The sequence below is a fragment of the Streptodolium elevatio genome, assembly GCF_053592165.1.
The window spans coordinates 247655-268280 of the sequence record NZ_JBSFVE010000013.1; the positions used below are offsets into that span (position 1 = coordinate 247655).

General features: G+C 69.7%; 16 protein-coding genes and 3 pseudogenes. 12 read left to right on the forward strand and 7 right to left on the reverse strand.

All coding sequences use genetic code 11. The features are described 5' to 3' along the window. From ACWD12_RS24320 to ACWD12_RS24345, 6 genes and pseudogenes are all read left to right on the forward strand, one after another. Nucleotides 1-1206, forward strand: coding sequence for a PrgI family protein (locus ACWD12_RS24320; RefSeq protein ID WP_450101303.1), 1206 nt, complete (start codon nucleotides 1-3; stop codon nucleotides 1204-1206). Then, complete coding sequence (locus ACWD12_RS24325) at nucleotides 1203-3092, forward strand: VirB4 family type IV secretion system protein (protein ID WP_450101304.1); 1890 nt, start codon at nucleotides 1203-1205, stop codon at nucleotides 3090-3092. The genes ACWD12_RS24320 and ACWD12_RS24325 overlap by 4 nt, the downstream gene beginning before the upstream one ends. A 40-nt stretch (nucleotides 3093-3132) precedes the next feature. Then, nucleotides 3133-3663, forward strand: a pseudogene (locus ACWD12_RS24330) (GP88 family protein); the annotation flags it as partial. 174 nt (nucleotides 3664-3837) lie between these two features. Beyond that, complete coding sequence (locus ACWD12_RS24335; RefSeq protein ID WP_450101329.1) at nucleotides 3838-4866, forward strand: tyrosine-type recombinase/integrase; 1029 nt, start codon at nucleotides 3838-3840, stop codon at nucleotides 4864-4866. After that, nucleotides 4863-5195, forward strand: a complete 333-nt coding sequence (locus ACWD12_RS24340; RefSeq protein ID WP_450101305.1) for a helix-turn-helix domain-containing protein — start codon at nucleotides 4863-4865, stop codon at nucleotides 5193-5195. The genes ACWD12_RS24335 and ACWD12_RS24340 overlap by 4 nt, the downstream gene beginning before the upstream one ends. Then, nucleotides 5192-7486, forward strand: coding sequence for an XRE family transcriptional regulator (locus ACWD12_RS24345; protein WP_450101306.1), 2295 nt, complete (start codon nucleotides 5192-5194; stop codon nucleotides 7484-7486). Before ACWD12_RS24340 ends, ACWD12_RS24345 begins: the two co-directional genes overlap by 4 nt. A 9-nt stretch (nucleotides 7487-7495) precedes the next feature. On the opposite strand, the gene ACWD12_RS24350 is transcribed toward ACWD12_RS24345, so the two are convergent. Continuing rightward, nucleotides 7496-7639: a hypothetical protein gene (locus ACWD12_RS24350; RefSeq protein WP_450101307.1), complete on the reverse strand. Its 144-nt coding sequence runs from the start codon at nucleotides 7637-7639 to the stop codon at nucleotides 7496-7498. Beyond that, nucleotides 7636-8205, reverse strand: coding sequence for a TetR/AcrR family transcriptional regulator (locus ACWD12_RS24355; RefSeq protein WP_450101308.1), 570 nt, complete (start codon nucleotides 8203-8205; stop codon nucleotides 7636-7638). The genes ACWD12_RS24350 and ACWD12_RS24355 overlap by 4 nt, the downstream gene beginning before the upstream one ends. 81 nt (nucleotides 8206-8286) lie before the next feature. Here ACWD12_RS24355 and ACWD12_RS24360 point away from each other — a divergent pair, with 81 nt between their 5' ends. Beyond that, on the forward strand, nucleotides 8287-9165 hold the full coding sequence (locus ACWD12_RS24360; RefSeq protein ID WP_450101309.1) for an NmrA family NAD(P)-binding protein: 879 nt from the start codon (nucleotides 8287-8289) through the stop codon (nucleotides 9163-9165). Between the two features lie 256 nt (nucleotides 9166-9421). Further along, nucleotides 9422-9496 (forward strand): annotated as a pseudogene (locus ACWD12_RS24365) (GP88 family protein); the annotation flags it as partial. Between the two features lie 111 nt (nucleotides 9497-9607). Here ACWD12_RS24365 and ACWD12_RS24370 read toward each other — a convergent pair. The 3 genes from ACWD12_RS24370 to ACWD12_RS24380 all read right to left on the reverse strand — a co-directional run bounded on the left by ACWD12_RS24370 (nucleotide 9608) and on the right by ACWD12_RS24380 (nucleotide 13399). Beyond that, a complete protein-coding gene (locus ACWD12_RS24370; protein WP_450101310.1) occupies nucleotides 9608-11548 on the reverse strand; it encodes a site-specific integrase in 1941 nt (646 codons plus the stop codon). A gap of 374 nt (nucleotides 11549-11922) precedes the next feature. Next, a complete protein-coding gene (locus ACWD12_RS24375) occupies nucleotides 11923-12255 on the reverse strand; it encodes a helix-turn-helix domain-containing protein (protein WP_450101311.1) in 333 nt (110 codons plus the stop codon). Nucleotides 12256-12259: 4 nt separating this feature from the next. Then, complete coding sequence (locus ACWD12_RS24380) at nucleotides 12260-13399, reverse strand: tyrosine-type recombinase/integrase (protein WP_450101312.1); 1140 nt, start codon at nucleotides 13397-13399, stop codon at nucleotides 12260-12262. A gap of 194 nt (nucleotides 13400-13593) precedes the next feature. On the opposite strand from ACWD12_RS24380, the pseudogene ACWD12_RS24385 reads away from it, so the two are divergent. The 4 genes and pseudogenes from ACWD12_RS24385 to ACWD12_RS24400 form a co-directional block, all read left to right on the forward strand. Next, nucleotides 13594-13890, forward strand: a pseudogene (locus ACWD12_RS24385) (GP88 family protein); the annotation flags it as partial. Nucleotides 13891-13967: 77 nt separating this feature from the next. Then, nucleotides 13968-16448, forward strand: coding sequence for a type IV secretory system conjugative DNA transfer family protein (locus ACWD12_RS24390; protein ID WP_450101313.1), 2481 nt, complete (start codon nucleotides 13968-13970; stop codon nucleotides 16446-16448). Nucleotides 16449-16491: 43 nt separating this feature from the next. After that, a complete protein-coding gene (locus ACWD12_RS24395) occupies nucleotides 16492-17544 on the forward strand; it encodes a replication-relaxation family protein (protein WP_450101314.1) in 1053 nt (350 codons plus the stop codon). A gap of 7 nt (nucleotides 17545-17551) precedes the next feature. Beyond that, entirely contained in the window at nucleotides 17552-18481 is a 930-nt protein-coding gene (locus ACWD12_RS24400) for an NlpC/P60 family protein (RefSeq protein WP_450101315.1), read from the forward strand. A 206-nt stretch (nucleotides 18482-18687) separates the two neighbouring features. Here the strand turns inward: ACWD12_RS24400 and ACWD12_RS24405 are convergent, their stop codons facing one another. Both ACWD12_RS24405 and ACWD12_RS24410 read right to left on the reverse strand, forming a co-directional pair. Continuing rightward, a complete protein-coding gene (locus ACWD12_RS24405) occupies nucleotides 18688-19242 on the reverse strand; it encodes a PH domain-containing protein (protein WP_450101316.1) in 555 nt (184 codons plus the stop codon). Nucleotides 19243-19369: 127 nt separating this feature from the next. Beyond that, on the reverse strand, nucleotides 19370-19867 hold the full coding sequence (locus ACWD12_RS24410) for a hypothetical protein (protein WP_450101317.1): 498 nt from the start codon (nucleotides 19865-19867) through the stop codon (nucleotides 19370-19372). Nucleotides 19868-20626 lie beyond the last annotated feature (759 nt).

Here is a 20626-nt window from a genome sequence, read left to right on the forward strand (position 1 = left end):
ATGTCCCAGTCCTGGAGCGGCGACGCCGCCGACGAATACATGCCCGTACGCATCCCGGCCGACATCGACCGCGAGGACCGCGTCCTGCTGGGGCTCACAGCCCGCCAGTTGCTCATCCTCACGGTCACCGCCCTGCTCCTGTACGGGAGCTGGTTGCTCGGCCGCCCGCTGATCCCCATGCTTGTCTGGGCGGCGGTAGCGTTCCCGGTCGCGGTGATCGGCGCTGCTTTGGCCCTAGGGCAGCGTGACGGGCTGCCTCTGGACCGGCTGATCGCGGCGGCGGTGCGCCAGCGTTTGAGCCCCCGGCGCCGGGTCACCGCCCCGGAGGGCGTGACCCCGGTCCCGTCCTGGCTCAGCCGCCGCGGTGTCGCAGCGCCTGCCGACGGTGGTGCTAATTCAGTGCCCCCGGCTGAGCTGCATCTTCCGGCCGAAGACGTCCGCGACACCGGCGTCGTCGACCTCGGAGCGGACGGCCTCGCCGTGGTCGCGGCATGCGGCACGGTGAACTTCGCGCTGCGGACCGTCACCGAGCAGGAATCCCTCATCGCGTCGTTCGGCCGGTACCTGCACTCGCTGACCGCGTCGGTCCAGGTGCTGGTGCGGGCCGAACGCGTCGACGTGTCCGCGCAGATCGCCGAACTCCGCGAGCAGGCCCAGGATCTGCCGCACCCGGCGCTGGCGGACGCCGCGCGCGAGCACGCCGATTTCCTGGCCCAGCTCGGCGACGACAACGACCTGCTGCGGCGGCAGGTTCTTCTCGTCCTGCGCGAACCGCTGCATCCGACCCGTCCGGCAGACGGAACCGGCGGAGCGTCCGTATTCGCGGCGCTGCGCCGCCGCCGGCCCCGGCGGACCCGTCGGGCGCGGCGCGGTGACGCCGTCGAACGCGCCGCCGAAGCGCGTTTGCGGCGCCGGGTCGCCGAGGCGCGGGAACTGCTGCATCCCGTCGGGATCGCGGTCACCGCTCTGGACGCGGGGCAGGCGACGGCTGTGCTGGCGTCGGCGTGCAACCCCGACAGTGTCCTGCTGCCGTCCGCGGACATCGCCGGTGCGGGCGACATCATCACCCGTCCCCATCCCGAAGGCGCCGACACCGGCGAGGAGTTCTGGGCCGAGCGCGACGCCGGCGACTGGCCTCCGCCGCAGACCGACGCCTTCAGCTACTACCCGGACCCCGACACGTGGGAACAGGAGCCGTACTCGTGAAGCCACGGCGAAGCGACACACGACATGAACCGTTCGGTACGGCCGGGGCGTTCGCGCCCGATTCCCTGGTCGTCGGCCCGCGGCACGTCGAGGTCGGCGGCGAGTGGGTGGCCTCCTTCGCGGTCACCGGATACCCGCGCGAGGTCCACCCCGGATGGTTGCAGCCGCTGCTGACGTACCCGGGTCGCGTGGACGTCTCCCTCCACATCGAACCGATCGACCCCGCGACCGCGGCGCACCGGCTGAAGAAGCAGTTGGCCAAGCTCGAATCCGGGCGCCGCCACACCTATGAGCGCGGCCAGCTCCTCGACCCCCAGGTCGAGGCCGCCACCGAGGACGCCTACGACCTGTCCTCCCGGGTCGCGCGCGGCGAAGGCAAGCTCTACCGGCTCGGCCTCTACCTGACCGTCCGCGCCGCCACCGAAGAAGCCCTCGCGGACGAGGTCGGCGCGGTCCGCGCGCTCGCGGCGAGCCTGCTCATGGACTGCAAACCGACCACCTACCGCAGCCTCCAGGGCTGGATCACCTGCCTGCCCATGGGCCTGGACCTCGTCCGGATGCGCCGCACCTTCGACACCAGCGCACTCGCCTCAGCGTTTCCGTTCACAAGCCCGGACCTGGCCCCGCCGGACCCTGCGTCGGCGACGGCCCCGAGCGGCGTGCTGTACGGGTACAACCTCGGCTCGCAGGGTCTGGTGCACTGGGACCGGTTCGCGCTCGACAACCACAACAGCGCCGTCCTCGGCAGGTCCGGCGCTGGGAAGTCCTACCTGGTCAAACTCGAACTCCTGCGGTCGCTGTACCGCGGCGTCCACGCCCACGTCATCGACCCGGAAGACGAATACACACGCCTCGCCGCGGCAGTGGGCGGGGCCCATGTCAGCCTCGGCGCCGAAGGCGTTCGGCTCAACCCGTTCGACCTGCCGATCCAGACCGGGCCCGACGGTCGTCGCCTCGCCACCCGCGACGCCCTGGTGCGGCGCTCGCTCTTCCTCCACACGTTCCTCGCGGTACTCCTGGGAGAGCCGCCGGACCCGGCCGAGCGCGCCGCGCTCGACGAAGCCATCACCGCCACGTACCGGCACGCGGGGATCACGAACGATCCGCGCACCTGGAAGCGCCCCGCGCCCCAGCTCGCCGATCTGGCAACGACGTTGGACAACGCCAGGAGCCCGGTGTCCGAGAGCCTGGCCGCGCGGCTGCACCCGTTCGTCCACGGTACGTTCGCCGACCTGTTCGACGGCCCGACCACCACCCACCCCGACAGCCACCTCGTAGTTTTCTCGCTGCGCGACCTCGCGGACGAACTCAAATCCGTGGGCACGCTGCTGGTGCTGGACACCATCTGGCGGCAGGTCTCCAACCCGCGGGCCCGCCGACCCCGGCTCGTTGTCGTCGACGAAGCGTGGCTGCTCATGCAGCAGACCGCGGGCGCCGACTTCCTGTTCCGCATGGCGAAGGCATCCCGCAAGCACTGGGCCGGCCTCACCGTCGCGACGCAGGACACCGCCGACGTCCTCGCCACCAACCTCGGCCGAGCCGTCATCGCCAACGCCGCAACACAGATCCTCCTCCGGCAGGCCACCCAGGCGATCGACGAGGTCACCCACGTCTTCGACCTCTCCGACGGCGAACGGCAGTTCCTGCTCTCCGCCGACCGCGGCCAGGGCCTGCTGTCCACCGGCACCCAACGCGTCGCCTTCCACGCGATCGCTTCACCCGCCGAACACGCCCTGGTCACCAGCGACCCCGCCGAACTCTCCGCCTACGCCGGGCCTCCCTACGAGGTCAACGGCGGTGCGTACGTCGACTTCGACGACCTCGGCCCGCTCCACGACGACCTGGGCGACGACCCCGACGAGCACATCGACCTCGGCGCGGCGTGACCCGACATCGGTTGCGAACGCCGACCGAGACGAAGGGGAAATGATGGTTCAGCCTGACCCCGCCGCCGGCACTGCGCCGCGGCCTGCGCGGCTGCTGCGGCAGAACCGGGAGCTGCGCGCGATCGGAGTGTGGAACTGGACGCTTCCCGCGTGGGCAGGACGCTTCCCCGCCCCCGACAGCCGCACCTACAACACCTGCCCGTCCGCAGGCGTCTGCCGCCACGTCTGCTACGCCCGCCACGGCACCTACACGTGGCCGGTGGTCCGGGCCCGCCACCAGGCCAACCTGCGGTTCGTCCTCGACGACCTGCCCGGCTGGCAACAGGCCATGACCGCCTAACTGGGGGCGGCCCGGTTCCGCGGCGCGTGGGTGCGCATCCACGACAGCGGAGACTTCTTCTCCGACCGGTACCTGCGCGCCTGGCTCGACGTGATCCGGACGCGGCCGTCGGTGAACTTCTACGCGTACACCAAGGAAGTCCGCCGGTTCCGCGCCAACCGGGCGATATTGCAGTCGATGCAACATACCGCCAGCATCCGCAGCCACCGGACGTGCAGGTCGGAGGGCGGCTCCAGGTACCGCAGAGTACGCGAACTACGGGCGTGAACATGAGGGGTGACTCAGACTCAACATTGTTGTGTCTGATACAACGTTCATGTGGGGAGTCAGCCGCCTGGCGCGGCACATCTGGTTCTGGCCGCGAACGTCGTGCACCTCGACGCGGAAGCGGCGGTGTTCAGCGCGATGGTGGACGGGTGGTCCCGGCAGCAGTCGGCCCGTTTCCTGCAGTTCGCGACGATTTCCGGGCGTGCTCGGATGATCCGGCGGTTCGGGGAGTTCTCCGACCAGTACCCGTGGCAGTGGACCCCGGTGGAGGGCGAGGAGTTCATCGCCCATCTGCGAAGTGGGGCTTCGCCGATCGCGGTGAGCACAGCACGTGGCTACGAAATCTGTATCAGCCTGTTCACCGAGTACCTGCGCGATTCCCGCTATGGCTGGCTGGAGGTGTGTCGGGGGCGGTTCGGCGCGGTCCCGCAGGAGGTCTTCCACGAGGGCAACTCGGTCGTCCACAAGCTCGACTACGAGGGAGAGCCGAGTCGGCGGCCGCTGACGTATGACGAGGTCCAGGCGCTGTTCGACGCGGCCGACGCGCGTCCGTCGCAAATCCGGAGCCGGGGCCGCAAAGGGGCGTTGGCCGCGGTCCGCGACGCGGCGATCCTCAAGACCGTGTACGCCTACGGCCTGCGGCGCACGGAGACCTCCTTGCTGGACCTGGTGGACCTTCGGAGGAACGCCAAGATGCCGCAACTGGGCCGCTTCGGCAGCCTCATGGTGCGCTTCGGGAAGTCCTCGAAGGGCACCGCCCCCAAGCGGCGGACGGTGCTGCTGGTCCCGGAGATGGACTGGCTGTGTGACGTGCTCGAGCACTGGATCACCGAGGTGAGACCGCAGTTCGCGCCGGGTCGGCACCCGGCGCTGTGGATGACGGAGCGCGCGGGGCGGATCAAGCCGCGTTCGATCAACGAGGCGTTCGCGGCCGCGCGCGAGGCGGCGGGCCTGGACCCGGCCCTCGATTTGCACTGCCTGCGCCACTCGTTCGCGACGCACCTGGCCGAGTTCGGCTACCCCGCCCGCTTCGTCCAAGAGCAGATGGGCCATTCCCACGCCTCCACCACGGCCATCTACACGAGCATGTCGAACGAGTTCCGGAACCAGCTCATGGAGGCGGCGATGCGCAGGCAGCTCGGTGCGGACTGGGAGGCTGGAGCATGAACAAGAAAATGGGCTACCAGTGGAACCTGCGGCTGCTGATGGCCTCCCGGGACATGTTCGCCACCTCCGACCTGGTCCCGCTGCTGGCCGAGCGGGGGGTCAACTTGTCCCGCGAGCAGGTCTACCGGATGGTGACCCAGCCTCCGCAGCGGCTGAGCATGGACACCCTCGTCGCGCTCTGCGACATCCTGGGGTGCACGCCGAACGACCTCATCGAGGTCACGGTCGTCAACGCCCAGGTCCGCAAGACGGCCGGCGGCGACGCCGGCCCGGCCGCGGCGGTGGACGCCCCGCGGAGCCGGATCCGCAGACCCGGGACCAGCGGATGAGGCGCCGCGACCCCGGGCTCGCGGCGGCCCGCGCCGTCGTCGCCGACCGGCTGCGCGAGGTACTCGGGGCCGACGCGTCCCAGGCGGAGGTCGAAGCGGTGCTGCACCAGGCGCGCGCGTGGGAACCGGCGCCCCTCTACTCGCTGTTCGACTACCTCGCTCGCCACCCCGACGGATTGACCGCGCCGTCGGCCACCGGCCCGGCCGTGCTGCCCCGGCTGCTGGACGCTCTGACCGCGGCCGGTCACGGCCGTCGGGTCGGCTCGATCGCCTGCGCGATCTGCAGCCGCACCGCTCGGCCGCTGCGGCGCCGCACGGCGGACGGGCGCCTGGCCTGCGGTTGGTGCATCACCCGCGGGGACAAGTTGCCGTGCGTGCGCTGCGGCCGGGACGGCTACATCGCCACCACCACGGACGAGGGCCGGATCTGCCGGAGCTGCTACCGCGCGGATCCGAGTCGCCGGGAGGAATGCGCGCGGTGCGGCCGCCACCAGCTCCCCTACCAGCGACTGCCCGACGGCCGGGCCGCTTGCCAGGCATGTCACGACCGGCCCAAGAAGACCTGCATCCGCTGCGGAACCGTGGCCCCCGTGGGCGCGAGGAGCGCCGACGGCGCGATCTGCACCCGCTGCTACACCAGGCCCGACCGGCTCTGCGGCGTCTGCAGGGAACTCGGCCAACTGGTCCGCAAGGCAACCGATGACCAGCCGGCCATCTGCAAGCGCTGCTACCGCAACCCGACCGGCGAATGCTCCCGTTGCGGACGTGTCCGCCCCGTGACGCGGTTCCGCCGCGGCGACCTGATCTGCCAGTCCTGCCGGCCCCGGCCGCGCGGAACCTGCGGGGACTGCGGCAGACCCGACCAGGTGATCCAGGCCCGCTGGCCGATCGGGCCGGTCTGCCCCGCCTGCTACCTGCGACGACGCAGCCATCCGGCCCCCTGCACCGCCTGCGGGACAACCCGGGTCCTGGTCGGACGCGCGCCCGACGGCACCGACATCTGTGGGCCCTGCTCCGGCGTCGCCGTCGACTTCTCGTGCAAACGCTGCGGATTCCCCGGCGACATCTACGCCGACGGGACGTGCCTTCGCTGCATCGTCACCGACAACGTCGAGGACCTCCTCAGCCCCGTCGCCGGCCAAGGCATCGCGCCGCACCTGGCTCCGGTCGCCGCGGCCCTTCGCACGGCGGAACACCCGGACTCGGTGCATGCCTGGCTCGGCAGCTCCGGCGCGCGCATCCTCGCGTCCCTGGTCGAGCAACGAACCGAAATCAGCCATGCGGCCCTCGACGAACTGCCCCAGGGGCAAGACGTCGCCCTCCTTCGCGGCATGCTCGTCCTCACCGGAGTCCTGCCCGCACGCAACGAGCCGCTCGGGCAACTCAGCGTCTGGGCACGCCGGCACCTCGACGCCCTACCTCCGCACCAGGCCGCGGTGGTCCGGTCCTTCACCGAGTGGGACGTCATCCGCACCGCCCGCCGCGACGCCGAGAAGCGCTTCACCGGCAACCAGGCCAAAGGCGCCCGTGAACGGATCCGCGCGGCCGGCAACTTCCTCTCCTGGCTCGACGAACACGGCATACCGCTGGCCGACGTTCGTCAGGACCACGTCGACGCCTGGACCAGCGGCAGTTCGGCTCGGAAAGCGGCACTTAAGCGGTTCCTCAGATGGACCCACGCTCGGAGAATCACCGGCGAACTGTCGATCGCCCGTCAAGTTTCCAACATGACACCGGCGTTCATCACGGATCAGGAGTTGACCGACCAGCTCCGCCGCTGTCTCCACGATCGTTCGCTGCCGCTCGAAGTCCGCATCGTCGGCGCGCTGACATGCCTCTACGGCCAGCCGATCTGGCGCCTGGTCGAACTCACCACCGACCGATTCCACGCCGATCCGCAGGGGTCCCATCTCGTTCTCGACCAGAGCCCTGTCCTCCTGCCACCACGGCTGGCCGAACTTATCGAGGAACAGATCAAGAACCCTCGCCGCGTCGGCATGCTCGACCAACCGGCCGACGGCGGCTGCAGATTCCTCTTCCCGGGCAGATCACCACACCAGCCTCGCTCAGAAGCAGGCATCCGCCGCCTGCTCAAAGAGCACGGCCTCGCCACATCAGAGGCACGCCACACCGCCATGCTCAGGCTCGTCAGCGAACTGCCCACCAGCGTGCTCCGCGACCTCCTCGGCATCCACATCAACACCGCGACCCGATGGGCCGACTACGCACAAACCTCGTGGAGCGAGTTCCTCCAAGCCCAAACCCCACTGGGTGCGGATCCTCTGGAATGAAGGTTCCGATCAGGCGGTGATGTGGTGGGCGGCCCAGGCTTCGGCCGCGCAGCTGCCGGGTGCGTGGAACGCGTGGGTGGCCATCGAAACGTGTTCGGCGACGTGGACGAAGTCCAGCAGTGCGAGGACGCGCCGCGGGATCGAGGGTTTCACCTGCGCAGACCGTTGACGAGCAACTCGTCGAGATGGTCGGCCTGTTCGGCCGGAACCTGTTCGCGCATCCACGCCGCCGCGTTCATCAGCGCGTGGACGTCGGCGGCCGTGACGTCGGTGCGGACCTCGCCCTGCGCGGCGGCAGCGGCGAGCAGGTTATTGGTGGTCGCGGCCATCCGGGCGCAGGCCTCGTGGAGTTCGGAGGCCTCGTCGTCGAGGCTTTCCATGAGCAGGGCGGCCAGGCCGCGGTAGAGCGCCGCGTGTGCTGCGACGGCGCGCATCCAGGCGGCCAGGGCCTCCAACGCAGGCTTGCCGTCTGCGAGGTCGTCGCCGTACTCGAACAGCGCCGCGTGGCGTTCGCGCAGCAGGCCGGCGGCCAGCGCGCGCCGGTTGGGGAAGTGCCGATACAGCGTGCCGATGGCCACGCCGGCTCCGCGTGCGACGCCTTCGAGCGACGCGCCGGTGCCCTGTTCGAGGAACGCCCTGTCGGCGGCCGCGAGGACGAGTTCGCGGTTGCGCAGCGCGTCGGCGCGCGGTCGGCCCGCGCGGCCGCCGGTTTCGGTCATCTTCACGTGCCCCTTGCCAAAGTGAGGAGTCCTCGACTTATTATTCGGAGGACCACTCACTTTAACCGAACGAGGCTGCGCATGATCCTGGTCACCGGCGCCACCGGTTCCATCGGCTCCCATCTCGTCCGCCAACTCACCAAATTGGGGGCGCCTTTCACGGCCCTGGTGCGCGACGCCGACAAGGGGCGGGCCCTCGGCTGCCGCTACGCGGTCGGCGACTTCGACGACCCCGACTCGATCGCCGCCGCCTTGGCGGGCGCCGACCGGCTGCTGCTCAACGGCGCGGGCGCGACGCCCGTGCCGGACGGGATACCGCAGCCGATGGTCGCCCAGCAGAAGACGGTGATAGACGCCGCGATCCGGGCCGGCGTACGGAAGATCGTCAAAGTGTCGGTCTGGCATGCCCAACCCGGCGGCCGGCTCGCCCAGGGCGCGCACTGGGAGATCGAGCAACACCTGAAGACGGCCTGCGAACCGGCCGACGTCGCCTGGTCGTTGCTGCATCCGAGCGGCTTCATGCAGAACTTCTTCACCGGCGCGGGCACCTTCAGCACCGACGGCAGCCTCATCGCACCGGCCACCGACGCGCCGGTCTCCTATGTCGACTGCGCCGACATCGCGGCGTGCGCCGCCGTCCTGTTGACGCAGTCGCGCGGCGCGGGCGAGACGTTCGTGCTCACCGGCCCCGAGGCGCTGACGATGGCCGAGGTCGCCAAGCACCTGGCCGACACCATCGGCAAACCGGTCGACATCGTCGGCCTGGGGCCGGACGAGATGGCGGCACGGCTCAAAGGGCAGGGCGTCCCGCACGGGTTCGCCGACGACATCGCGTTCCTGTGGGCCGAGGTCGGCACCGGCAACCTGGCGGCGACGACCTCGACCGTCGAGGACCTGACCGGCCGCGCGCCACGCGGTTTCGGCACGTTCCTGGCCGCCAATCGGGCAGCAATCCAGTAGGCCATCCTTCTTCCGGATCGTGCCGGGCCCGCGACACCCGGCCCGGCACCTCGCCGCGTTGCAGGACCTCGCGAGGCTGACCGTCCGCGCGTCCTCCGGGAGGGCGTGCTCCAGGCTCGGGGTCACTCCAGGTCGGGGATGAGGCCGAACTGCGCGAGGGGTTCGTCGATCTCGGCGGATTCGAGTCGGGTGAGGACGAACTACACCCAACCCCACTCGAATACCGCACGGACTGAATACCGTCACTCCACCAGTCCTGGTCGAGCCGGCCCCGCCGCCGAACTTCAAATGGGTCTACAGCCTCGGCGGCACCGAAGACCACCTCGTCGACCAATGCGACGGGTTCGCAGAATCTGGGTGGGGTTTTGCTCGGAACCCGAGTGTGGATTGGGCTGTTCGGTGGTGGAGGCTATCGGGTTCGCAGGTTTTCGGAGAGTGGGGGTCACGCCTGGGTCGGATCGATGGCGAAGCGTTCGGGATGGGCGGCTCTGACGTACTGCAGTGCGGTTTCGGAGCCGATGCCGAAGACCCGCATGAGGTGGACGGGGTCGGCGGAGTGGACTGCTTCGTCCAGGATCCGGTCGCGCCGCAATTGGCTGGCGTTCAGGCCGATCGCCTTGAAGAGGCGCCGGAAGGCGACGTAGGTCATGGGCGGATGGTCGGCGTGCATGGCGGTCGCGGCCGTGACGAGCAGATGCGGGTTGGTGCTCATCGGCCAGCGTTGGTGACGCTCGCGGAACCACTGGCCGATCAGGTCCAAGGCGAACTCGTCGAGGTGAAGTGTGCGGGGAACTCCGTTCCTTCGAAGGGTGATTCGCCCTGCGGCCCGATCGACATCGCGCGTCTGGAGGTTGCAGATCGCTTTGGGGCCGACGCCGTAGACCGCCATGAGCAGGAGGGCGACCTTGTCCTTCACCGAGGGTGCCCGGTCGAGGATGCCCTTGAGCCGATCCGAGGGGATCGGTCGCGGGATGCTCACGGACGAGGTCCGTCGGATGCTGCGGGCCGGGTCGTGGAAGATCAGCCGTTCCCGCCGCAGCGCGCGGAAGAACGAACGAGCGGCGACGTGGATCGTGGAAGTCCCGAGGCCGCGCGTCGCGATGGCCTTCTCGATGTCCTCGGTGGTGATCTCCCGCAGGGATTCGACCTGTTCGGACCAACCGTCGAGCAACCAGACGACGTGGCTCGCGTAGTTGCGGATGGCGCGCCAGGTCTTCGTCGGAGAGGGCCATCGGCCGTCGCCTCGCAGGACTGCAACCCAGGCATCGAATTCGGGGCGGAACTTGTCCGGCACTTCCCGGGCCATTCGTTCGAGCGCGACCTCGTCGATGTCGGCATCGGGGGCGGGGATCAGCAGCTGCCGGTCGCGCAGGAACCAGGAGACCCGCAGGCCCGAGTGATGCGCGCTCAGCCGTCCGACCTCCGCGACGTCGCGGGCGAGGATCGGGGCGTCGGCGCCGAGCCAGCCCACGAGGATCCGCAACGACCGCAGGTTGGCCTTCCGTGTCTGGCTGTTCCAGCGCTGTTCGCGGGAAATCCGATCAAACTCGGCGACGAGCTGCCGCGCTTTGGGGTCGAGCTCGAGCAGTTCGGGGGCCGCGATGGCGCGCCAGTCCCTGTTAGGTGTCGGGAACAAGACGAGCTGCGCGGGGTCGATCGTGTGGGCGGAGACCACGCGCGCGGCCTGTCGGGCGAGCCGGACGTTGCGTCGCCGGACGTCGTCGACGTCGCGGCCGGTGCCGCGCGAGGTCAGCCCGGGGAAGTCCGGGCTTCCCAAGGCCAGTTGGTCGACGGAGGGCCCGCCGGTGAGGCTGTGCTCGAGCAGGGTCAGCAGGCAGAGCCGGCACTTCCCCTCGTCCAGCGGCAGCGTCGTCCGCCGGCATCGGTCGCATGTGCCTTCCGTCCGCCCGCGGGCCCACCTCGAGCACGCGTTGCAGACGGGCCTGCTGTTGCCCCACCAGGTCAGGCACTGCCCGCAGCTGACCTTCGGCAGATGCTGGTTCTTCGTGGGCCGATCTCGACCGAGTCGGCGCCGCAGCAGACCGACTTCCCCGAGTATCTCGGCGATCGGCCCGCGAAGCTCCGGCAAATACGTGAGGTCGCGGTCCTCGACCAGGACCTGATCCGCCTCGCGGGTCGCCAGGGCAAGCCGGGCCGTGTGGACCGCCATCTGGTGCCATGCCCGGCTCATCCCGCGGTGCGTGACGCGCCGCTCTATCGCCGCTTCGACCACCGCCATCTCCGGAATCACCCGGTCGCGGATCCGCTGAGCGTGGGCGAACGTCAGCGTTCGTGCCGGAGCGCGGAAGCACGCCAACTGCCCGAAAATCTGCGGAGTGCAGACCTCGGGGTCGTCTGCTGGTGCCGGATCACGGTCCCGCATCCGCCGACGTTCGCGCGGCCGCAGGGGCTGCCCCGAGCCCTGGCGAACCGATCGGGCCCGTGCGACGCCTTCCAAGGTGAGGGCCAACTGCAGCGGTCGGACGGCCAGCGGCCTCAGTCCCCGCAGCATCGGCCCGAATTCCTCGTCGCCGGTGCGGATCTCCACCGAGCACGGTCGGCAGAGCCGGTCGCCGTCCACCCGGGTCTCATAGCCGCACCGCCGGCAGTGGCCCGTCGTCCGGTTCCGGCGACCGTGGTTCCACTGTCCGCAGGGCGGGCAGAGACCGTTGGCCCGGCTCTCGCCCCAGCTTCCGCAGTCGGCGCACGAGTCGACGCGGACCTGCCTGGCGTTGCCCATCTCGCCCTGTCTCGGGCTCAGTTCGGCGGCAGGCCGCGCGGTCCCCGGCCGCTGCCGCGGCCGGGGACCGGACGGACCGCGCCCTCGGCGCCCACGACCCGTCGCTCGCCCTCGGCCCGGGCGGCGAGGTGTGCCTGCGGCTCGGCCTGCATGAGGTCCGCGACCGTGCAGTCCAAGGCCGCGCAGATCTTGTCGAGGTCCTCCAAGCGGACGGTGACCGGCTGGCCGCTCCACAACGCCGCGACCTTGCTCAACGAGGGGGTGAACCCGACCTGTTCGAAGGCGGCGAGCAGTTGCGTCGGCCGCCAGATGTCACGCTGGGCGGCGACCATCCTCAAGTTCCACTTCACCGCTTCAGACCTCCATGCTCAGACGCCGAACCGCCCGGCGCGACGCTTCCAGACTGGCCTTCTCGGGGTCGGCCTGGACCGAGGAAAGGTACCCGACCGTGGTGCTGGCCCATTCGTGGCCGAGCACCTTCTGAACGTCCCACAAAGCCATCCCGCCTTCGTAGAGGTGCGTCGCGCAGGCATGCCGCAGCAGGTGCGGGAACAGGTTCGTCACCGGCCCGGGCAGGTGCAGCGTCGCGGCGGCCTTCAACGATGTGCGAAAGGCGTTGGGGCCGACCGCGGGTGCCACCCCGACGTTCAGCGCGGCGATCGCCTTCGGCAACCGCTCCGAGGGGAACATCGGTGCGCACGGATCGGAGGGATCGTCCCGGAAGTCGCCGCGGACCTCCTCGATGTACCACCACAGGAGTTCGCGTCCTTCCTGGAACAGGTAGGCCTGGCGCTCGCGCGGACCCGATCCCCGGGCGCCCTTGCCCTGGACGAGGAAGCGTCCCCACTGGCCGAGTTCCCAGTGGACGTCGCCGAGTCTGACGCCGCACAACTCCGTCGCGCGCACGCCGGATATGTAGGTCAACTTCGCCATCACGTAGTCCCGGACGGCGACCGGGAACTTGCGGGCGCTGGGCAGGCTCGCCCGCCAACTGGCGAAGAACTCGGTCATCGCACGCTTGGACGGCGGCAGCCGCAGGCCGAAGTCGCCGCGGTGGTGCGGCCGGTTGAACGGGTCGATCGGCGACTCGACGATCGCCCCGAACCGCCGGGCGATCTCACCGGCGTATCGCTGCTCGAGGAACGCGAAGTAGCTGTCGATCTTGTTCAGCTTCTGCCGGTTCGTCGACGGCGCCCGCTTGCCGACGCCCGCGAAGTACCGGTCCAGGTGACGCGGGGTCAGATGCCACGGCGCCAAGTCGTAGAACGAACACAGCTCCACGACCGGCTTGGCGAGGCCGTTCAGCGTCGACGCCGCCAGACCTGCGACGTCCCGGGCCCACAGGTACTCGGCCAACGTCTCCTGGAAGAAGGCAGATTCGTCCTGCCCGTCCATCCGCGCCGCGGCCCGCCGATGCAACACCGCGACGTCGGCCAGCCCGTTCTCCGCCGCCTGAGCGTCCTCACGAACCGCGTCGTCCGTCCCCTGCGACACGATCAAGGACAACCCTCGACTTCTGAAATCCCCCATGGATCAGCAGATTACCGCGATCACTCGCAGAATCTGCCAGTAGTCCCAGGAATCCAACAATGATCCAGAAGACTCGAAGCACCGTCCCCTACCTGCTGAGATGCACACTCACCCCGTACAACCCCGCCAGGGAACCCGTGCGAACTCCACTTCCCGCCCGCGACCGCGTCGCGGACGTCTTCCCCGACACCGAGTCGATCGAAGCCGCCGGCTGGCACTCGCAGGACGCCAGCGACCTGCTCGCCGTACTCGGCCCGCGGCTCGTCGGCATCCCGGCCAACCGCATCTCGCACTACCTCAAGCGGCTCCGCGGACGCACCTTCCGGTCTTGGCAGGCCGAAGTCGACGCGGAGCGCAGCAGCCAGCGCCGCCGAAGGGCGCCGCGGCCGAGCAACGTCACAACGCTGCGCCCAAGCCGCCCGGCCGGCAGCGGAGACGAAACCTGCGCCGCGTAAGCGGTGACGGGCATCTGCCGATCTTCGGCACACCCGAAGGGACGCTTCCCGTGATTCAACTTCTTGTCAGCAGGCCAGTGTTCACAGCTTCCGAGGCGCCGCTGCGCTCGTTCATCCGCGACCCCGCGGGCGCGGTCGACGCGTTCGCACAGCGGGCGCTCGCTTGGGGACCGGTCATCGGTCCCCTCGCGGTGGCCCTCGGGCTGCTCGCGTTCTGGGTCTACCGGTGGTGGCGCAACCGCTGCCACGCCCGGCTCGTCGCGGACGCGCGCGTGATCACCGTGCTGGCGCCCCCGACCGCGTCCAGCGATGGCGGCGCCGCGCTGTGGGCGAATCTGATCGGGCTGCTGCATCCGCCGTGGAAACGTCGGCTCTTCGGTCAGCCGCACCTGGTCTGGGAGTACGTCTTCACCCGGGACGGCATCCGCATCCAGATCTGGGTGCCCGGCACCGTGCCGCAGCACATGGTCGAGCACGCCGTGCAGGCCGCCTGGCCCGGCGCCCAAACCGAAACCCGCCCCGCCACCGCACCCTGGGCTGCGCTATCAGGCGGACACATCGAGACACTTGGCGGTGAGGTGCGGCTTGCCCGCAGCGAAGCCCTTCCCATCCGCACCCAGTACCCCGACGACCCCCTGCGCGCTCTCCTCGGCGCCCCCACCGACCTCGGCCGGACCGAGCAAACCGTCGTTCAGATACTCACGCGGCCGGTCACCGGCTGGCGGGTCACGAAGGCACGGCGCAGCGCCCGCCTGACCCGCTCCGGCAGCCGAACCAACCCCGCGGGTGTGCTGCTGGACGCGATCACCCCGCGCACATCGCGCGCGTCCGCCGCCAAGCGCCGCACGCCTGCGGCGAAGGCGGACCGGCAGACCTCGCTGGAGGAGTCCGCGCAGGACCGCGTGATCGTCGCCAAGCTCCGCGGCGCCCTGTACGAGACCCGGGTGCGCTACGCGGTCACCACCCAAATCAGCGAACCCGCGATGCAGGACACGGAGTTGCAGGCCAAGATCCGGAACCGCCTGCGCGGCCGGGCTCACGCGGTGGCCGCAGCGTTCGCCGCGTACACCGATCACAACTACTACCGCCGCACGCGCCTACGCCACCCGTACGCGGCGCTCGCCGAACGACGTCTCGGCCGCGGCGATTTGCTGTCCGTTCCGGAACTGTCGGTGCTCGCGCACGTGCCGTGGGACGAGTCCATTCCCGGGCTTCAGCGCGCTGGCGCACGCGCCGTGCCCCCGCCGCCGGGCATCCTTGCCACGGGTGCAGACATCCGGCCGGTCGGCACGACCGACAGTGGGCATCCTCGTCCGATTGGGCTGCGCGTTGCGGACGCCCGCCACCACGTGCACATCATCGGCGCCACCGGCTCCGGCAAGTCGGAACTGATGGCGCGCATGATCCTCCACGATGCCGAGGCTGGGCGCGGTGTGGTCGTGGTCGACCCCAAGGGCGACTTGGTCACCGACGTGATGATGCGCCTTCCCGAACGCCTCGGCCGGCGTGTGGTGCTCTTCGACGCGGACAGCCGCGCCAAACCACCGATCCTCAACCCCCTCGAAGGCGACGACGCCGCCCGCGCCGTCGACAACCTCGTCGGGATCTTCTCCCGCATCTACGCCGCATCCTGGGGACCGCGCACCGACGACATCCTGCGCGCCGGACTGCTCACCTTGCGCGCCATGTCCGGCCCGCCGCTCCTGTCCGGCCCACCGACCTTGGCCGACCTGCCCAAGCTCCTCGCCGTCCCGTCCTTCCGCGCGCAAGCCCTGGACCAGATCCACGACGACGTCCTCGCCGGGTTCTGGACCTGGTACGACGCCCTCTCCGACCCCGCGCGAGCGCAGATGACCGCCCCACTGATGAACAAGGTCCGTGGGTTCCTGCTCCGCCCGTTCGTCCGCGCGGCGATCGCCGGCGGCGCGTCGACCGTCGACATGAACGCGGTCCTCGACAACGCCGGGATCTGCCTGGTCCGTATCGCCCGCGACGCCCTGGGCACCGAAACCTCCCGGCTGGTCGGCTCCATCGTCGTCGCCCGGACCTGGCAGGCAGCCACCCGCCGCGCCCGCACCCCGCAGTCCCAGCGACGCGACGCGTCGCTGTACATCGACGAGGCGCACAACTTCCTCAATTTGCCGTACCCGCTCGAAGACATGCTCGCCGAAGCGCGGGGCTACCGGCTGTCGATGACGCTCGCCCACCAGTACCTCGGGCAACTTCCGAGCGACCTCGCCGAAGGCATCAGCGCCAACGCCCGCACCAAGATCTTCTTCAACGCCTCACCCGAGGACGCCCGCCAGCTCGCCCGGCACACCGCGCCGCGCCTGACCGAGCACGACCTGTCCCACCTCGGCGCGTTCCAGGTGGCGATCCGGCCGGTCCTCCACGGCGCGGAAGCCCCGGCCTTCACCGGCACCACCGACAAGCTCCCCGAGCCGATCCCCGGACGCTCCAAGCAGATTCGTCTCGCAGCCCGAGCGAACGCGCAGCCGCGCCAGGCAAGCCCGGCCAAGCCGCGGCGTCCCGGAGTCGATCCGCGCCGCTCCACCTGACACCACGTCATACTCCCCGAGTCTGTCCGGAGGCATCACCGTCGTGATCTCCAAGAACGCGCCCCAGAACGCCCTACGCGGCCCGATCGCCGCGCGCCCGACCACCCCGGCCGCGACCGGCGCCGACCACCTCGCCTACCTCGCCCGACGCCTCACCCCACGCGACCGCTGGCTGACCCGCATGCTCAACGAGCACCGCGTCTTCACCACCCGCCAGATCACCGAACTCGCCTGGAACACACCGCGGGTCGCCAACATGCGCCTGCTCGACCTGTACCGGTGGCGCATCCTCGACCGGTTCCAACCGCGCCGCTCCAAGGGCACGACGCAGATGCACTACGTCCTCGACGTCGCCGGCGCCACCGTCCTCGCCTACGAAGACGACCTCGACCCCAAACGCGTCGCGTTCAACCGCAATAACACCGTGGGCGTCGCCCACTCACTGCGCCTGGCCCACACCCTCGGCGTCAACAGCTTCTTCACGCCCATGGTCCAGCGCAGCCGCCAACCCGACAGCACCGCACGCCTGACCGCCTGGTGGTCCGAAACCCGGTGCGCCGAGCACTTCGGCGACACCGTCCGGCCCGACGCTTATGGCCGCTGGCGCGAGCACGGAACCGAGATCGAATGGTTCCTCGAACACGACACCGGCAGCGAACGCCCCGCCTACCGTCTCGGCACCAAACTCCTCGGCTACGCCCGACTCGCGATTTCTACCGGCATCACCACACCCGTACTCATCTGGACGCCCACCATCACCCGCGAGGCCACCGTCCGCCGCGCCCTCGCCGAATTCGTGCCGCACCTCGCCGACCCCGCCCTCGTCCCCATCGCCACTGCGAGCATCGAGCAGGCCGTCATAGACGAAGCCACCGACGCGTCCCAAGTCGCGTGGCTTCCCCTGGCACGGCGCTCCCTGGGACGCCGGCCACTGGCGGACCTATCCGAAGCCTGGCCCCACATCCCGGCACCTCACACGACGCCACCCGAGAAAACCGACACACAAGGCAAGTCACGCCCCGACGCGAACACCGCACGCATCGCACCGCCGGATCCGGTGCCGCCGCCGCCCGCCCAATTCGGCGCGCTAAAGTGAGGCGGGCATGATCGCTCGCATCATCGCCGCCGTCTTCTCGACGTTCCTCGTCCTACTGCTCCTCGCCGTCGCCGCCGCGGCAGCACTGTTCAACGCCCTCGGAAAGGCCGTGAACCCCGCTGGCGCCGCCGCTGTCGCCGCCAGCGCACAAGCCACCGCGGACATCCCCGCTGACTACCTGACCCTCTATCAACAAGCCGCCGCGACCTGCCCCGGACTCCCGTGGACCGTGCTCGCCGCCATCGGCAAAATCGAAACCGACCACGGGCGATCCAGCCTCCCCGGCGTGAAATCCGGCGCCAACGGCAGCGGCGCCATGGGACCGATGCAGTTCATCGCCGACACCTGGGCCTACTACAACCCACCCGGCACCGCCGGCGCGGCAGGCATCGCCCCATCGCCGTACAACCCGGCAGACGCCATCCCCGCCGCCGCCCGCAAACTCTGCGCCGAAGGAGCACGCGACGGCAAAGACATCCCCGGCGCGCTCTTCAGCTACAACCACGCCACCTGGTACGTGAACCAAGTACTCACCCAGGCCGACCAGTACACCGCGCCACCGACCGTCGACGCCGCAACCCAGGCAATCGCCTTCGCCCGCAGACAACTCGGCGTGCCTTACGTCTGGGGAGGCGACGGCCCCAGCGAAGGCGGATACGACTGCTCCGGACTCACCAAAGCCGCCTACGCCTCCGCCGGCATCACGCTGCCCCGCGTCGCCCAAGACCAGTACTACGCCACCACCCGCCTCCCGAGCAGTGCGGACATCCTGCCCGGCGACCTCGTGTTCTTCGGCACTCCCACCAACGTCCACCACGTCGGGCTCGCCATCGGCAACGGACAGATGATCGAAGCCCCGCGGACAGGCGTCCCCATACGCGTGGGCCCGATTCTGTACCCCGGAAACGATTTCCTGGGTGCGACAAGGCCCTTCTGACCGCCCCGTTCCGTTGCGGACGTGCCCCCGCTACAGGAACAGCGGCACCACGCCGGCCGGGACTGAGCGGCGCCGGTCCGAGATCAGTGGTTCGCGAGTCGCGTGGAGCGCGTACGGCTTCCGTCGCCCGGCTCCGATTCTTCAACCCAGCCTCGCGACCTGGCCGTTCTCGCAGGGTGTGGGGCAGGCCGTGTCATGGCAGGCGATCATTGTCGGGCCCGGTGGGTGTGCCAGGCGTGGCGCAGTTCGTGGTGGAGACGGGCGAGTTCACGGGGGGCGTGGACGGGCGCCTCGTGGAACACCTCGCCGTAGCGGGTGCGGTCGCCGGGCGGAGGGATTTCCTCACTGCCGCGGTTCATGGAGCCGTGCAGAAACGACGGTATCCAACGCGCGGTGTCATCGTGGAGGCGCAGCGCGATGCGCCAGCGGCCGGAGTGGGATCCGCCGACACGCAGGGCTAGTTCGACCTCGGCGATGTCCTGCCAGGCGACGCGGCGGGTGCGGAAGAACCCGACGACGGCGACACCTGCGGGGCGCAGGACGACACCGCGAACAGCAGCTCGCACGCAGAGCAGAGCCGCGACGACCAACAGGGCGTAGATGGCGTACTCCGCGGCGCCGGGCGCAGGGGGATCCGGCCGGAAGGAGGTGCCCGCGGTGTCGTTCCAGACCGTGATCCCCAACATCAGCAGCGCGAATCCGCAGGCCGCCCACCACACCGCGCTGCGCCACCGGTGGCGCAGCGCCCGTGTGCTCCCCATGCTCGTGCTCCCTGCATATGTCTGGATCACTGTTCGCAGCGTGCGAGAGTCATGTTCGCGCAGCGTTCGATCCGCTCGTCGCGCGGGACCGAAACCGGCCCTGTTGCGGGCAGACTGGCCGGCGGTGTCAGTCAGCCGGGTGGTCGTCGCCTTCAAGGAACTGCGACAGCAGGGTGCGGCCGGGGGCTTGGTCGTCGAGGCTCACGTTGAGCGTGACGATTTCGGTGTCGCCGAAGATCGGTTCGCCGTTGGGGCGTCGGGTGTAGGGCACGCGTCCGTAGTCGATGCCGTCCGCCTGGTCGAAGGCGATCCACAGGATGCTCTCTTGCTCGCCTTCGTGCAGCGGATCGTTCGATACCGCGCGGGCAGAGATTCCCGCCGGGGACTCGAACCAGATCATGGGGACGGCGAACACCCATCGGCTGGCGTTGATCTTGCGTGCTGCCTCGGCTGCGCGCCGCTCGAATGCCTGGGCTGTCACACGGTCTCGCAAGTAGTCGTAATCGGAGAGGAGCAGCGTCCGCTCGCCATCCAAGGCAACGATCGCCGGACAATCAAGGGTGATGATGGCACGTTGCACGCGTCGCGCAACGTCTTCCACCAACGCAAGGATCTCGTCGTTCACCGGCGCCTCCGCTTCTTGGTGGCTGATCGCGGTTTCGTACGCGTGGTGTGTCCGTCACCGATGCGCCCACGAGGTGCAGCGGGGGGAGGTGAGGATGTTCGCGACGTGACGCTTGCGACTTCGCCTCGCCGCACTGTTGCCGATCTCGTGTATGCAGCCCGGCGGGAACGTTCCGCGGCCCCCGCTGGTTCAGGCAGGTTGATTCTCACACGCTCTCTCGGTGCTGACTGCAAGTTCTCCTCATACAGCTCGGGCAAGGCTCAGGCACGGACTTGGCGCTGTGGCCGACCGGAGCCGGCGTAGGTGAGCGTTCAAAATCCATACACGTGGCACTTCTGTCGTTGGGCGCGTCGATATGCAGTCAGCCCACTTCTGCACACGCTCGACAAAAAATGATCAGAACTCCCGGGGGTTGCAAACCCGTTCGTGTGACAGAGCACCCCTCAGAGCCGGTTACGCTGTATGAGGCCGACAAGGACTGTGGGGGACCTGATGGCCGTATCTTCGCATGACCCTTCGCGCAGGCGATTCGGCTCAACCGAACGCGTAGCCCTGTACCTCGCGGCAGATGGCCGCTGCACCCGTTGCGGTGCCGAACTCGAACCCGGCTGGCACTCCGACCACATCACCCCGTGGTCGCGTGGGGCCCGACCGACGTCACCAATGAGGCCTTTTCAGGTGGTCCCCTGACGGGTGAACCTGGCTGGTGGCGGGCCGCGGGTCCGTAACGGACGAGGCTCCTCGGGTGTTGCGGCTGGT

What these genes read in the sequence shown, in the direction of transcription:
- ACWD12_RS24320 (WP_450101303.1), top strand. Translation starts at nt 1, where the DNA reads ATGTCCCAGTCCTGGAGCGGCGACGCCGCCGACGAATACATGCCCGTA.
- ACWD12_RS24370 (WP_450101310.1), bottom strand. Translation starts at nt 11,548, where the DNA reads ATGCGGGACCGTGATCCGGCACCAGCAGACGACCCCGAGGTCTGCACT.
- ACWD12_RS24400 (WP_450101315.1), top strand. Translation starts at nt 17,552, where the DNA reads ATGATCGCTCGCATCATCGCCGCCGTCTTCTCGACGTTCCTCGTCCTA.
- ACWD12_RS24335 (WP_450101329.1), top strand. Translation starts at nt 3,838, where the DNA reads ATGGTGGACGGGTGGTCCCGGCAGCAGTCGGCCCGTTTCCTGCAGTTC.
- ACWD12_RS24405 (WP_450101316.1), bottom strand. Translation starts at nt 19,242, where the DNA reads ATGGGGAGCACACGGGCGCTGCGCCACCGGTGGCGCAGCGCGGTGTGG.
- ACWD12_RS24360 (WP_450101309.1), top strand. Translation starts at nt 8,287, where the DNA reads ATGATCCTGGTCACCGGCGCCACCGGTTCCATCGGCTCCCATCTCGTC.
- ACWD12_RS24345 (WP_450101306.1), top strand. Translation starts at nt 5,192, where the DNA reads ATGAGGCGCCGCGACCCCGGGCTCGCGGCGGCCCGCGCCGTCGTCGCC.
- ACWD12_RS24340 (WP_450101305.1), top strand. Translation starts at nt 4,863, where the DNA reads ATGAACAAGAAAATGGGCTACCAGTGGAACCTGCGGCTGCTGATGGCC.
- ACWD12_RS24355 (WP_450101308.1), bottom strand. Translation starts at nt 8,205, where the DNA reads ATGACCGAAACCGGCGGCCGCGCGGGCCGACCGCGCGCCGACGCGCTG.